The following is a 13,057-nucleotide window of genomic DNA, read 5'->3' on the forward strand; positions in this document are numbered from 1 at the left end:
TGCAAGCAAATGTTCACAGGTTAACAATTGGCAGGTGCTGCGGCGAGCCCATAGGCGATAGCGGCGATAAGGCTAGTCCTCCATGCCGAGATCGATCGTCGTACCCTCGAACACCTTGTTGACGGTGCGGACGGCGCACATCTTGCCGCACATGGTGCAGGTGCCCTCGGTGGCAGCGGGGGATTCCTCGTAGCGCTTCTTACCGGTGACCGGGTCGAGAGCGCACTTCCACATGGCGTCCCAGTCGAGCTTGCGGCGTGCCTGGCCCATCTTGTCGTCCATGTCGCGGGCGTGGGGCACCTTTTTGGCGATGTCGGCGGCGTGTGCGGCGATCTTGGTGGCCATGAGGCCGTCGAGCACGTCCTGGGCGTTGGGCAGGCACAGGTGCTCGGCCGGCGTCACGTAGCACAGGAAGTCGGCTCCGGAGCTGGCGGAGATGGCGCCGCCGATGGCGGCGGTGATGTGGTCGTAGCCCACTCCGATATCGGTCACCAGCGGCCCGAGCACATAGAACGGGGCGTTGTGGCACAGGCGCTTCTGCAGTTTCATATTGGCGGCGATCTCGTCGAGCGCCATGTGACCCGGACCCTCGACCATGACCTGGACGCCGGCGGCCCAAGCGCGCTTGCACAGCTTGCCCAGCTCGATCATCTCGGCGGTCTCGGTGGCGTCGTTGGAGTCGTAGAGGCAGCCCGGGCGGCAGGAGTCGCCGAGCGAAATCGTCACGTCGTACTCGTGGCAGATTTCGAGCAGCTCGTCAAAGTACTCGTAGAAGGGGTTTTCGTTGCCGGTGACCTCCATCCAGCCAAACAGCAGCGAGCCGCCACGGCTGACGATGTTCATGAGACGGCCGGTCTCTTTAAAGGTCTTGGTGACCGACTTGTTGATGCCGCAGTGGATGGTCATAAAGTCCACGCCGTCCTCGGCGTGCGCGCGCACGACTTCGAACAGGTCGTCCTTGGTGAGCTTGACCAGCGGCTTTTCCATGTAGCCGATGGCGTCGTACATGGGGACGGTGCCCACCATGAGCGGTGTCTCGTCGATGAGCTGCTGGCGGAACTGGCGCGTCTTGCCCGAGTTGGAGAGGTCCATGATGGCGTCGGCGCCGTAGTCCTCGGCAATCTTGACCTTCTTCCATTCCTCGGCGGCATCGGCCTTGTCGCCCGAGATGCCCAGGTTGACATTGACCTTGGTGGACAGGCCCTCACCGACACCAAAGGCGCGCATGCCCTTTTTGATATGCACGATGTTGGCGGGGATGGCGATGCGGCCGTCGGCCACGCGCTCGCGGATGTACTCGGGGTCGCGATGCTCGCGCTCGGCGACCTCCTTCATCTGCGGTGTGATCTGCCCGGCGCGGGCGAAGTCGATTTGCGTGACGAGCGTGGGCTCGGTTTGTGTGCTCATTGGCACGGCTCCCTTCGTTGGCATTACCCATATCAGGTTTGCGGGTCAGGGCGGGCGCGCCCAGTCTCAGCCTGCCGTCTTGTCCTGCAAGCTCCCCGTTTATGTGGTGGGCTCAAGTATAGCTCGAATGGGTACGATTGACGCGATGAGCATGCCCGTGGGGAGGCGAACATGAAAGACAAGCATCTGTATCGGGAGACGCAGTGGGACGTGTCGGCCGAGGAGGGCCGTGCGCACCATGGCCTTGTCGCGATTGGTTTTGCGGTGCTTGCCGTGCTGGTGATTGCCTTTTGTATTTGGACGTTTGGCGGTCGCGGCGGCACTGCCTGGGAGTTTGAGGCCGATGATAGCCTACCGATTATGACGGTGAGGAGTACTGGCGGTAATGCCAATACGCTCGCCATTCCGGGCGATTATTGGTACCCGCGCGATGAGTTTGTGCAGTTGCAGCTGAGTGGTGGGTCCATTCCAGGCGAAGAAATCGAACGCGTGACGTTTGACGCGGCGCTCAAAACGCTGACGGTGAAGCTCAAAGATCAAGGAGATGTGCCCACGACCATGGATATCGCCCTGACGGAATGGCGCCTGGAGCCCCCGTCGGGCGTCAAGGCGTCCGATGTGGAGCATGTCAAGATTACCTATCAGGACGGCTCGACAAGCGAGATTGCCAAGGCAGACGGCTTGGCGGAATAGCGGGATGTTCACCGAATATCATGAAAGCATGCCGAGGTGGAGTTCGGCGCTGGCGACACGCATTTAGAATGCCTGCTCGTTGATGAAGACCAGGCTATCTGGGGACGAGAGCTCGGGGACATAGCGGTAGCCAAGGTTGAACTCGGTAAGACCAGCGGCGTCCTCGACCTTGTTTTCCGCCATCCAGCGCACCATGGAGCCGCGTGCCTTTTTGCTGGCGGTCGATCGCTGGATGGGCTTGCCGTTGCGGACACCTTCGCCAAAGAGACAAGTGATGGTTGTGGCGTCGCCTGCGAGATGGGGTAGAACGGCCTTGGCGTACTCCACGCTGGCAAGGTTGACGACCGTGGTGTTGGAGCCGGTCGGCGCAATGGCGCATGCAAGTTTGTCGCCCCAAAACGCATAGAGGTCACGGGCGTTGTCGACGGCGAGCTTGGCTCCCATTTCGAGCCGATAGGGCTCAACGCCATGGAAAGGCCGCACGCATCCGTACAATCCGGAGAGGATCAAGAGATGGTTTTGCAGCCAGTCGAGTTGTGCGGCATCCATCACCTCGGGCGCCATGCTCTGGTATTGAATGCCGTGATAGGACATGACGGCAGGGGAGAGGTGACGGGCGAGTGCGGGATTGTCGAGATCGCCGTTTTTCAGGATGGGCCCGAACTCATGCAGGGTGTTGAGGCAAGGCCCCAACAGTTTGTCACTCACGTTCCATAGCGCTTGCAGGCCGCCGCCTTCATTCCGCTCGATATCTAGCAGCGCGCGGTGGAGGCGAGCCGTCTCGCGCGCAAAGGGTGGAATGCCCAGGACTTCAAAAGCATCTTGGGCCGCGCGCATCTGCTTGGCGGGCGAAATGACGACCTGCAGCATGGACTCTCCTCTGCCAAAAAGGAAGTTGCGGTGGAATACGGTCTGTTTTGGCCGTTTATGGGCCAGTTTAGTCTGTATTTCACCGCAACTGATGAAGGGTTGGTTACGCGCGCTCGATGAAGGCCTTGTAGCCGCGATAGGCCTCGTAGATATCGGCCTTGTTAGCGACCTCCCACAGGGCGTGCATGGACAGGACGGCAACGCCAGAGTCGATGACGTTCATGCCGTACTTAGCCATGATGTATGCGATGGTGCCGCCGCCGCCCGCGTTGACGCGACCGAGCTCGCAGGTCTGGAAGTCCACGCCGGCCTCGTCCATGATGTCGCGGATGAGGGCCACATACTCGGCGTCGGCGTCGTTAGAGCCGCCCTTGCCGCGGCTGCCCGTGTACTTGTTAAAGCACAGGCCGCGACCCATGAAGGCTGCGTTCTTGGTTTCGAACTTGCCGGCGTAGCCCGGGTCGAAGCCGGCGGACACGTCGGAGGAGAGCATGCGGCTGCGGGCGAGCGCGCGGCGCAGGGCCAGCGGGCTATCCTCGCCGGCGAGCGTCATGATCTCGGCGACGGTGTTCTCGAAGAAGCGGCTCGTCATGCCGGTGGCACCCACGGAACCGATCTCCTCCTTGTCGACGATGAGTGTGATGCTCGTGCGCTCCACGTTGGCGACGTTGATCTGGGCGAGCATGGACGGATAGGCGCAGACACGGTCGTCGTGGCCATAGCCCAGAATCATGGAGCGGTCGAGGCCCATGTCACGGGCGGGGCCGGCGGGCACGACCTCGATCTCGGCGGAGAGGAAGTCCTCCTCCTCGACGTCGTACTGCTCCTTGAGGATATCCAGGAACATCTGCTTGACGGGCTCCTTGGGAGCGTCCTTGTCGTCCTCGTCAAACTTGACGGGGCGGCCGCCCACGATCACGTCGAGGATCTCGGCGTCGACGGCGTCCTTGGCGGGCTTGGCCATCTGCTCGCTCGAGAGGTGGATCAGCAGGTCGGAGATGGTAAAGACCGGGTCGTCGGCCTTGTCACCGATGTTGATGTCGACGGTGGTGCCGTCCTTTTTGCAGATGACGCCCACGAGTGCGAGCGGGGAAGCGACCCAGTGGTAGCTCTTGACGCCGCCATAGTAGTGCGTGTCGAGATAAGCCATGTCGCCGGCCTCGAAGGCGGGGTTCTGCTTGAGGTCCAGGCGCGGCGAGTCCACGTGGGCGCCCAGGATGTTAAAGCCCTGCTCGAGCGGGGCGGTGCCCAGGTTGACGAGCATGAGGTCCTTGCCGTGGTTGGCGGCGTACACCTTGTCGCCGGCCTTGAGCGCGCGGCCCTCGGCGATCACGGTCTCCAGATTGACGTAGCCCGCCTCCTCGGCCATCTTGATACCGGCCTTGACGCACAGGCGCTCGGTCTTGTTCTCACTCAAAAACTGCTTATAGCCGCGGCAAAGCTCCTCGAGCTCCTCGATCTGCTGTGGCGTGTACTTTTTCCATGCGCTGGGACGCTCCATGACGCAGGCTCCTTTCGGATCGATCGTGCTGGTTGATGTACCGTGAGCCATCGTATCACGCGCGGGCCCGCGGCGGCAGGGAAGCCTGATGTGCGGTGGCCGCGGGGCGGGGAGCGTGTAAACTGGTGTGAGCAAACCGTGCCCAGCCCAAAGCGAGGTATTCAATATGTCTGAAAAGCGCCGTACCTTTGCCGTCATCGACGGCAACTCGCTCATGCATCGCGCCTTCCACGCCGTGCCGCCGACCATGAACGCGCCGGACGGTCGCCCCACCAACGCGATCTTTGGTTTTCTGAACATGTTTCTTAAGATGATCGACGCCTTTAACCCCGACGGCGTCGTCGTGGCGTTTGACAAGGGCAAGCCGCGCGTGCGTATGGAGATGCTGCCGCAGTATAAGGCGCAGCGTCCGCCCATGGACCCCGATCTGCACGCGCAGTTCCCTATGATCAAGGAGCTGCTCGCCGCGCTCAACGTGCCGATTCTGCAGTCCGAGGGCTGGGAAGGCGATGACATCCTGGGTACTATGGCGCGCCTGGGCGAGCAGGCCGGCTGTGATATGCTGCTGGTGACCGGTGATCGCGACATGTATCAGCTTGTTACCGAGCACGTCAACGTGGTCTCGACCCGTAAGGGCCTGTCCGACGTGGCGATCATGACACCCGAGAGCGTGGACGATCTGTATCACGGCATTACGCCGGCGCTCGTGCCCGACTTTTATGGTCTGAAGGGCGACACGTCCGATAACATCCCCGGCGTGCCGGGCATCGGCCCCAAAAAGGCGAGCGCGCTCATTGCGCAGTACGGTAGCCTGGACGAGGTCATCGCACACGCCGATGAGGTTAAGGGCAAGATGGGCGAGAACCTGCGTGCGCACATCGACGATGCGCTGCTGAGCCGCAAGGTCGCGACCATCCGCACCGATGCGCCTGTTGAGCTCGACTTTGAGGCGACGTCCTTCCCGGCGTTTTCTGCCGACGAGGTGTCTGCGGCGCTGGGCACGCTCGGCATTACGGCCATGCAGAACCGTTTCTTGGCGCTGATCAGCGGCGAGGGCGGGGCTGCTGCTTCCAGCACGTTTGAGATGCCCGCCGTCTCGCGTGCCGCTGCCGACGATGCCGAGGCGCTTGCTGCCGCTGCCGTCGAGATCGCTCGCGCGATTGATGCGGGTGAGTGGATTGCCGCCGTGGTGGATGATGACAAGGAGGAGGGCGCGCTTTTTGGTCTGACGCGCACGCTGTGGCTGGCGACGTCCAAGGGGCTGTTTGCTCTTGAGGAGGGCGACGGCGGTGCGTCTGCCGTGGTCGATGGCTTTAACGTTGCCCACGGCCTGATCGCCGGCGTGCTTGCGCGCCTGTTTATGGAGGGCCGCGTGGCGAGCCCGGATATGAAGGCGCTGCTGCATGAGCTTTCGCCCATCGATTCTTCCGAGCCCGAGCTCATGGATCCGCTGGTCGTCGATTCCACGCGCATCTTCGATACCGTTGTCGCCGCCTACCTGTTGGATTCCGACCGCTCCGAGTTTGATGAGGCGTATCTGGCCGATACCTATCTGCAGATGACGCTGCCTGCGGCACGTGGCGCAGAAGGCGCTGGCGAGGACGCTCCTGCGCCCGCCGCTCGCACGGCGGCCTTGACGCTGGCGCTGGTCGCACCGCTGCGTGACCGCATGGCCCGCGAGAACGCCGCCAACGTGTTCGATGGGATCGAGATGCCGCTCGTGCCGGTGCTTGCCAAGATGGAACGCGCGGGCATGCTCGTAGACCCCGACCGTCTGCATAGTCTGTCCGAGGGACTTGCTACCCAGATCACCGATGTCGAGCGCAGTATTCGCGACCTAGCGGGTGACGAGACCTTTAACGTCGGCAGCCCCATGCAGCTCTCGCACGTGCTGTTTGATGTGATGGGGCTTCCGACCAAGGGCCTCAAAAAGACCAAGCGCGGCTATTATTCGACCAACGCCAAGGTGCTGAGCGACCTTGCCCGCGACCACGAGATCGTACGCCTTATTTTGGACTGGCGTGAGAAGTCCAAGATTAAGTCGACCTATCTGGACACGCTAGGTCCGCTGCGCCGTGGTGACGGGCGTGTGCACACCACGTACAACCAGACCATCACCGCGACGGGGCGTCTGTCTTCGAGCGACCCCAATCTGCAAAACATTCCGACGCGCTCGGAGCTGGGACGCACCGTCAAGACGGCGTTCTCGGCGGGCGAGGGCAGCGTCTTTTTGGCAGTGGACTACTCGCAGATCGAGCTGCGTCTGCTGGCGCATCTCTCGGGCGATGAGCATCTGGTGCGCGCCTTTAACGAGGGCGAGGACTTCCATGCCGAGACGGCCGCGCGCGTATTTGGCGTGCCGGTGTCCGAGGTGACGCCCGACCTGCGCAGCCGCGCCAAGGCCGTGAACTTCGGCATCGTGTATGGTCAGCAGGCTTACGGTCTGTCGCAGTCGCTGCATATCTCGATGGCCGAGGCGCGCGACATGATTGACCGCTACTACGAGGCATACCCGGGCGTGCGCACGTTCCTCGACAACGTGGTGGCGCGTGCCAAGCAGACGGGTTACGCCGAGACCATGTACGGCCGTCGTCGTCATATTCCGGAGCTCAAGGCCAAAAACCCACAGCTCCGCGGCTTTGGCGAGCGCACGGCCATGAACCACCCCATGCAGGGCACCGCCGCCGACATCATCAAGATCGCGATGGCCCGCGTAAGCCGCCGTCTGGAAGAAGAGGGCTTTGCCGCCCACATGATCCTGCAGGTACACGACGAACTGGACTTTGAGTGCCCGGTCGAAGAAGTCGAACGCCTGACCGCCATGGTTCAAGACGTCATGGAACACGTCGTAGACCTACGCGTACCGTTGATCGCCGAAGCCAGTACCGGCATAACCTGGGCAGACGCGAAATAGGAAAGCAACCACAGTTCCAAAGTAACCAAAAACAGAAGGACGCCCCTCATCAACAAGGAGCGTCCTTCGTTCAATAAATTCAGCCAAAGTATCTAGGCGCCAAGACGCTATCTTGGCGGCAAGCAAGTCACCGCAGGACCTGGCCGGGCGAGGCGGGTAAGTTTTTCGTAGATTCCGCACGAGCCGGAAAGCACTTAATGTGCTTTCCGAGCGAGCCCAGGACCTGACCGAGCGAAAAACTTACCCGCCTCGCCCGGCCAGGTCCGACGAGCCACGTTAACGAGCCGCCAAGATGGCGTCGATGAGCGTCAGTACGCCCCCGTCGTTGTTGCTCGGAATGCGCCATTTGGCATGCGCGTTCATATGCTCTTCGGCATTGTCCACGATATAGCTATGCCCGACGCGCTCCAACATGGGGATGTCGTTGTAGGTATCGCCCACGGCGGCGGCGTCGGCGATATCGATGCCCAGGCGCTCGCAGAGATGTGCTACGCCCGACCCCTTGTCGACGCCCAGGTTCATGAAGTCGATCCACTCGCGCCCGGCGTTCGTGACGTAGAGCTTGTCCGAGAACTCGGGGCTGTAGTCCTCGCGAAACGCTGGCTCGGCATCGTAGGCGGGGAAGAAGATCGAAATCTTGTTGGACTCGATATCAAGGCCCTCAAAGCTATCGACGTAGTTGATCGTGTTGTAGTACACGCTGATCTCGTCGTGGTACTGATGGTCGCGGGCGAGCACATAGAACTCGTCGTAGCAGCACAAGACGGGAACGGCACGCGGGTCCTCCGAGGCACGGGCGAGCACCTGCTGATACAGCGCCACATCGATGTTGCTCTTATAGATATAGCTGCCGCGATAGATGACGCAGGCTCCGTTGTCGGGACAAAAAGCAAGGCGGTTCTTAATGCTCTCGAACATTTCCTCGAGTTTGGGGGCGGGGCGTCCGCTGGCGGGGCAGAATACAATGCCTGCGTCGGCGAGCTTGTCCAGGCGCTCATCAAGACCCTGCGGCAACACGCGCTTGTCGGTGAGCAGCGTCTTGTCCATGTCGACGGCGAGAATCTTAATGTTTCCGATATTGGAGTCCGATTCGTAAGTTTGCATAAAAGCGCGCCTTTCGTTTCGAGATTGTTTCAGACGTTATAGTCATAAACTAGTAATCGGGCGTATTTTCGCAGGAACGAAGCCTGTTTGCATCACGATTCACAAAGTAATGAAAAAACTTTTCAGAAATTTGAATTTGTCGCTTGTACTGCGGGCACTTTAGCGTAATATAGCGACCATCGAAAACGGAGACGGAAAAACAACCGCTTACCGAGGAAAAGGTACCGTTTGCGATATTTGAATTGCGCCCGGCGATATGTGAAAGGAGAGGCAGATGCAGTTCGTAAAGATCATCACCACTGCAGACAATGCCATCCGACGCCAGCGCGCAATTTCCCGACGACGATAACAATCGTCTCTGTCCGCATGGGGCGAATTGCCTCAAGAGAGTCATTTTGAGGTCGTTGGGTTTTAGCACGACATTGCTGCATGTTTCTAGGGCATGTATGTGCTGATTTTTGCTTTTTAACCTGATATTGCACGGTATTTGACCTTGAAATGACTTGCAACTGACCGATGTTCTAACTAGCTACCAAGGGCGAAAGGAAACAGCCATGAGCAAGGAAAAAGTCGTTCTCGCATATTCCGGTGGTCTTGATACATCCGTATGTGTCAAGTGGCTCCAGGACGAGAAGAATCTCGATGTCGTTTGTGTCTGCGGCAACGTGGGTCAGGAAGAGACCGGCCTGGACGCCAAGAAGCAGAAGGCACTCGACCTGGGCGTTCTCGATTGCCAGGTGCTCGACCTGCGCGACGAATTCTCCGATGAGTTCCTGACTAAGGCCATCGCCGCCAACTCCATGTATGAGAACAAGTACCCGCTGCTCTCCGCCCTGTCTCGTCCGCTGCTCGCCAAGAAGCTCGTCGAGGTCGCTCACGAGTTTGGCGCGACCTACGTCGCTCACGGCTGCACCGGCAAGGGTAACGACCAGGTTCGTTTTGAGGCTGCCGTCAAGGCCCTCGACCCCGAGCTTAAGGTTATCGCCCCGGTTCGCGAGTGGGATCTGAAGTGCCGTCCCGACGAGGTCGCCTATGCTCACGCCCACAACGTGCCGGTTCCCGAGGGTGCCAATGACAACCCCTATTCCATCGACGATAACCTGTGGGGTCGTGCCATTGAGTGCGGCCACCTGGAGGATCCCTGGAACGAGCCGCTCGATGACGCCTGGGTTATGACCAAGAATCCCGAGGACACGCCCGACACCCCGACGTATACCGAGATTGAGTTTGAGGCCGGCAAGCCCGTCGCCGTCGACGGCAAGAAGATGAAGCTCTCCGAGATCGTCATCGCCCTCAACAAGATTTCCGGCGACAATGGCTTTGGCCGCCTCGATCTGGTCGAGGATCGCCTGGTGGGCCTTAAGAGCCGCGAGTGCTACGAGGTTCCCGGAGCCCTGACGCTCATCACCGCCCACAAGGCGCTCGAGGACATTTGCGTTGAGGGCGACCTGCTCAAGACCAAGATCAAGCTCGAGCAGGATTGGGCCACCGCCGTGTACAACGGCCAGTGGTACAGCCCGCTCAAAAACGCGCTCGATGCCTTTATGGCCGATACCCAGAAGTTCGTGACCGGCACTGTCCGTCTGAAGTTCTTTAAGGGCAACTGCCACGTTGTCGGCCGCAAGAGCCCCTTTAGCCTCTACGACTACGGTCTGGCTACCTACGACCGCGACACCACGTTTGACGAGAAGGCCAGCGCCGGCTTTATCGAGATCGATACGCTGTCGCTCAAGACGTGGGCAAAGGTCCAGGGCCCCAGCTCTGCTGCCGCCCAGGCCTAGCGCCTCCTTCCCTTGGTATCCGCGCGGCCCATCCGCGTGATACATAACGGGCGCACGGGGTCCCTACCTTTCGTTATGCTTGCTGACACTTCTTAACATCGGTGGCCCCTACGTTCCGCCCGCATATATGATGCCGCGTCTGCGGCTGAGTCCGAGCCCCGCCGGGGTTGTCCGGCGGGGCTCCTTCTATCAATTTGGCGGCTCTGCGCCTATATATATGAGGAGTATCCATTATGTTCAATGCTATCGCGCATGCTTTACTTGCCCTCGCGCCCGAGTTCGATGCTGCAAGGGTCGAGGACGTCCCTATGAGCCTGAAGGCCTGGATCGATGGTTCGCAGGGCAACATCCGGAGGGAGACGTTGGGCGCCAAGTGCCAGGTGCGTCACTTCTTTGCAAATTAGCTGCATGGACCCGCGCACGGTGGGGAATGTGCAAAACTAGCGGTTGATAAATCGCTTTAGCGACAGGGTGCCTTGCTTTGGGCGCTTGTTTAGGTATTTGATGAAAGGAGACGGTTCCATGGCTCTTTGGGGCGGTCGTTTTGAGGCGGGCGTGGCCGAGGTCACGCAGGAGTTTGGCGCGTCGCTGCCGGTCGACAAACATCTTTATAAGCAGGATATCGCCGGCTCTAAGGCACATGCCAAGATGCTGGCCGCCCAGGGCATCATCAGTGCCGAGGACGAGCAGGCGATCTCCGAGGGCCTGATCGGAATTGAGCAGGATATCGATGCCGGTAACTTCACCTTCGACATCAACGACGAGGACATTCATATGTCCATCGAGAGCGAGCTGACGCGCCGCATCGGCGAGGCGGGCAAGCGCTTGCATACCGGACGTTCGCGCAACGACCAGGTTGCGACCGATACGCGCCTGGGCGTCAAGGCGCTCGCCAAGGAGCTCATGGAGGCCAATCTTTCGCTTCGCCGTGTGCTGGTGGATGCCGCTAAGAAGTACGAAAAAGTGATTCTACCTGGCTACACGCACATGCAGCATGCTCAGCCCGTGCTGCTGTCGCATCACTTGCTGGCGTATTCCTGGATGTTCGCGCGCGACTTTACGCGCCTGAAGGCCGCCTTTGATGCCGCCGACAACTGCCCACTGGGTGCTGCCGCGCTTGCCGGCACGAGCTATCCGCTCGATCGCCAGATGACGGCTGCCGAACTTGGCTTTGCGGGTGTGATCCCTAACTCGCTCGACGCTGTTTCCGATCGCGATTTCCTGCTCGATCTGCATTACGCTGGCTCCGTTATGGCCATGCATCTGTCGCGTCTTTCCGAGGAGATCGTGCTGTGGTCGAGCTCCGAATTTGGCTTTATCACGCTTTCCGACTCTTACTCCACCGGCTCGTCCATCATGCCGCAGAAGAAAAATCCCGACTTTGCCGAGCTGATCCGCGGCAAGAGCGGCCGCGTCTACGGCAACCTGGTGCAGCTACTGGTGACCATGAAGGGCCTGCCGCTTGCTTATAACAAGGACTTGCAGGAGGACAAGGAGGGCGCGCTCGATACCGCCCATACGCTCATGCAGTGCCTGTCGGTTATGGCCGGTATGATTTCGACTTGGACCGTCAACGAGGATGCCATGGCGTGCGAGTGCGGCGTGGGACACCTTGCCGCCACCGATGTTGCCGATTACCTGTCTAAGCGTGGTCTGCCGTTCCGCGAGGCGCACGCCGTGGTGGGCCATCTGGTCCTGATGTGCGAGAAGCGCGGCTGCAATCTTGAGGACCTGCCGTTCGAGGTGTTCCAGGAGGCAAGCCCGCTCTTTGAGCGCGATATTACCGAGGCGCTCGATATCCCGTCGATTGTCGCTGCGCGCACGACCGAGGGCGGTACCGCTCCTGCCGCCGTTGCCGTCCAGCTGGAGCGTGCCGAGGTACAGCTCGTGGCCGACGAGCGCGTGTTTGGGTCGCTGACCAAGGTCGTCGAGATGGGCCACGGGGCAAAGTAAGGGTTTGCTTGAGGCTTATTGGCCATTTATTGATAAATCGTTTTTGCTTCTTACGGGCGTCTGCTGATGTGGGCGTCTGTATTTTGTTGTAATGGGGGAGGGGCTTGTCGAGAACTTCTGTAGGACCTTTGGACAGGTTGTGAAGGGGGGTACGTTCACAGGCGGCAACCGACCGTCCGCTCGGTTCGGTGCGGTTGATGGACAGTCGGATGGTACTCTAGTCGGGCTTCGAAACAGAAGTGACACATATAGAACGCTTCAATTAATTGCAGCGCTTCAATAAACAGTTTTTTGTTTAACTGCAGCTAAAACTCTGTTACGATGCAGTCCAGGCGAGTGCCGGAATGGGACTTGGGCACGCGCGAACCTACTTGAAAGGCTACCTTATGGCTATCGAGAAGACCTTCATCATGATTAAGCCCGACGCCGTGCGCGATCGCAAGATCGGCGAGATCGTTACTCGCATTGAGCGCAGCGGCCTTGTCATCGAGTGCATGGAGATGACCACGCTCGAGCGCGCTACCGTCGAGGAGCACTACGCTCATCTGGCCGACAAGCCTTTCTTTGGCGGTCTCTGCGACTTTATGACGAGCGGTCCGGTCGTCAAGATGGTCGTTTCCGGTCTTTCTGCTGTCTCCAAGATGCGCACCCTTATGGGCGCTACTAACCCGCTTGATGCTGCCCCCGGCACCATCCGCGGCGACTTCGCTGTCGATGTCAACGCCAACGTGATTCACGGCTCCGATTGCCTGGAGAACGCCGAGATCGAGATCAAGCGCTTCTTTGGCTAAACCAGCTTTGACTCCTTAAAGCTGTTAGCGTGTGGCTTAGGCG

10 protein-coding genes and 1 riboswitch are annotated in these 13,057 nt (G+C 60.0%); of the genes, 6 read left to right on the forward strand and 4 right to left on the reverse strand.

Annotation, left to right across the window (positions count from 1 at the left end):
- Positions 1-72: 72 nt before the first annotated feature.
- Positions 73-1,407 carry a phosphomethylpyrimidine synthase ThiC gene (gene thiC / locus OGM60_04175; GenBank protein UYI99996.1) on the reverse strand — a complete coding sequence of 445 codons (1,335 nt, stop codon included), beginning with the start codon at positions 1,405-1,407 and terminating at the stop codon, positions 73-75.
- Positions 1,400-1,515: riboswitch (TPP riboswitch) on the reverse strand. It overlaps the preceding gene by 8 nt.
- A 63-nt stretch (positions 1,516-1,578) precedes the next feature.
- Here thiC and OGM60_04180 point away from each other — a divergent pair.
- On the forward strand, positions 1,579-2,100 hold the full coding sequence (locus OGM60_04180; protein UYI99997.1) for a hypothetical protein: 522 nt from the start codon (positions 1,579-1,581) through the stop codon (positions 2,098-2,100).
- Between the two features lie 63 nt (positions 2,101-2,163).
- Here the strand turns inward: OGM60_04180 and OGM60_04185 are convergent, their stop codons facing one another.
- A complete protein-coding gene (locus tag OGM60_04185; protein ID UYI99998.1) occupies positions 2,164-2,970 on the reverse strand; it encodes a YaaA family protein in 807 nt (268 codons plus the stop codon).
- A gap of 103 nt (positions 2,971-3,073) precedes the next feature.
- The gene (locus OGM60_04190; GenBank protein ID UYI99999.1) at positions 3,074-4,471 is read right to left on the reverse strand and encodes an aminopeptidase; all 1,398 of its coding nucleotides are present in this window, start codon (positions 4,469-4,471) and stop codon (positions 3,074-3,076) included.
- Between the two features lie 166 nt (positions 4,472-4,637).
- Here OGM60_04190 and polA point away from each other — a divergent pair, with 166 nt between their 5' ends.
- Positions 4,638-7,385: a DNA polymerase I gene (polA, locus tag OGM60_04195; protein ID UYJ00001.1), complete on the forward strand. Its 2,748-nt coding sequence runs from the start codon at positions 4,638-4,640 to the stop codon at positions 7,383-7,385.
- A 276-nt stretch (positions 7,386-7,661) separates the two neighbouring features.
- On the opposite strand, the gene OGM60_04200 is transcribed toward polA, so the two are convergent.
- Entirely contained in the window at positions 7,662-8,489 is an 828-nt protein-coding gene (locus tag OGM60_04200; protein ID UYJ00002.1) for a Cof-type HAD-IIB family hydrolase, read from the reverse strand.
- A gap of 554 nt (positions 8,490-9,043) precedes the next feature.
- Between OGM60_04200 and OGM60_04205 the strand changes: the two genes are divergently transcribed.
- The 4 genes from OGM60_04205 to ndk all read left to right on the forward strand — a co-directional run bounded on the left by OGM60_04205 (position 9,044) and on the right by ndk (position 13,014).
- Positions 9,044-10,270, forward strand: a complete 1,227-nt coding sequence (locus OGM60_04205; GenBank protein UYJ00003.1) for an argininosuccinate synthase — start codon at positions 9,044-9,046, stop codon at positions 10,268-10,270.
- A 233-nt stretch (positions 10,271-10,503) separates the two neighbouring features.
- The gene (locus OGM60_04210; protein UYJ00004.1) at positions 10,504-10,674 is read left to right on the forward strand and encodes a hypothetical protein; all 171 of its coding nucleotides are present in this window, start codon (positions 10,504-10,506) and stop codon (positions 10,672-10,674) included.
- Positions 10,675-10,792: 118 nt separating this feature from the next.
- The gene (argH, locus tag OGM60_04215) at positions 10,793-12,223 is read left to right on the forward strand and encodes an argininosuccinate lyase (GenBank protein UYJ00005.1); all 1,431 of its coding nucleotides are present in this window, start codon (positions 10,793-10,795) and stop codon (positions 12,221-12,223) included.
- A gap of 386 nt (positions 12,224-12,609) precedes the next feature.
- A complete protein-coding gene (ndk, locus tag OGM60_04220) occupies positions 12,610-13,014 on the forward strand; it encodes a nucleoside-diphosphate kinase (protein ID UYJ00006.1) in 405 nt (134 codons plus the stop codon).
- Positions 13,015-13,057: the final 43 nt, after the last annotated feature.

The organism is Coriobacteriaceae bacterium (assembly GCA_025757745.1).
GTDB lineage: Bacteria > Actinomycetota > Coriobacteriia > Coriobacteriales > Coriobacteriaceae > Collinsella.

What these genes read in the sequence shown, in the direction of transcription:
- thiC (UYI99996.1), bottom strand. Translation starts at nt 1,407, where the DNA reads ATGAGCACACAAACCGAGCCCACGCTCGTCACGCAAATCGACTTCGCC.
- OGM60_04180 (UYI99997.1), top strand. Translation starts at nt 1,579, where the DNA reads ATGAAAGACAAGCATCTGTATCGGGAGACGCAGTGGGACGTGTCGGCC.
- OGM60_04185 (UYI99998.1), bottom strand. Translation starts at nt 2,970, where the DNA reads ATGCTGCAGGTCGTCATTTCGCCCGCCAAGCAGATGCGCGCGGCCCAA.
- OGM60_04190 (UYI99999.1), bottom strand. Translation starts at nt 4,471, where the DNA reads ATGGAGCGTCCCAGCGCATGGAAAAAGTACACGCCACAGCAGATCGAG.
- polA (UYJ00001.1), top strand. Translation starts at nt 4,638, where the DNA reads ATGTCTGAAAAGCGCCGTACCTTTGCCGTCATCGACGGCAACTCGCTC.
- OGM60_04200 (UYJ00002.1), bottom strand. Translation starts at nt 8,489, where the DNA reads ATGCAAACTTACGAATCGGACTCCAATATCGGAAACATTAAGATTCTC.
- OGM60_04205 (UYJ00003.1), top strand. Translation starts at nt 9,044, where the DNA reads ATGAGCAAGGAAAAAGTCGTTCTCGCATATTCCGGTGGTCTTGATACA.
- OGM60_04210 (UYJ00004.1), top strand. Translation starts at nt 10,504, where the DNA reads ATGTTCAATGCTATCGCGCATGCTTTACTTGCCCTCGCGCCCGAGTTC.
- argH (UYJ00005.1), top strand. Translation starts at nt 10,793, where the DNA reads ATGGCTCTTTGGGGCGGTCGTTTTGAGGCGGGCGTGGCCGAGGTCACG.
- ndk (UYJ00006.1), top strand. Translation starts at nt 12,610, where the DNA reads ATGGCTATCGAGAAGACCTTCATCATGATTAAGCCCGACGCCGTGCGC.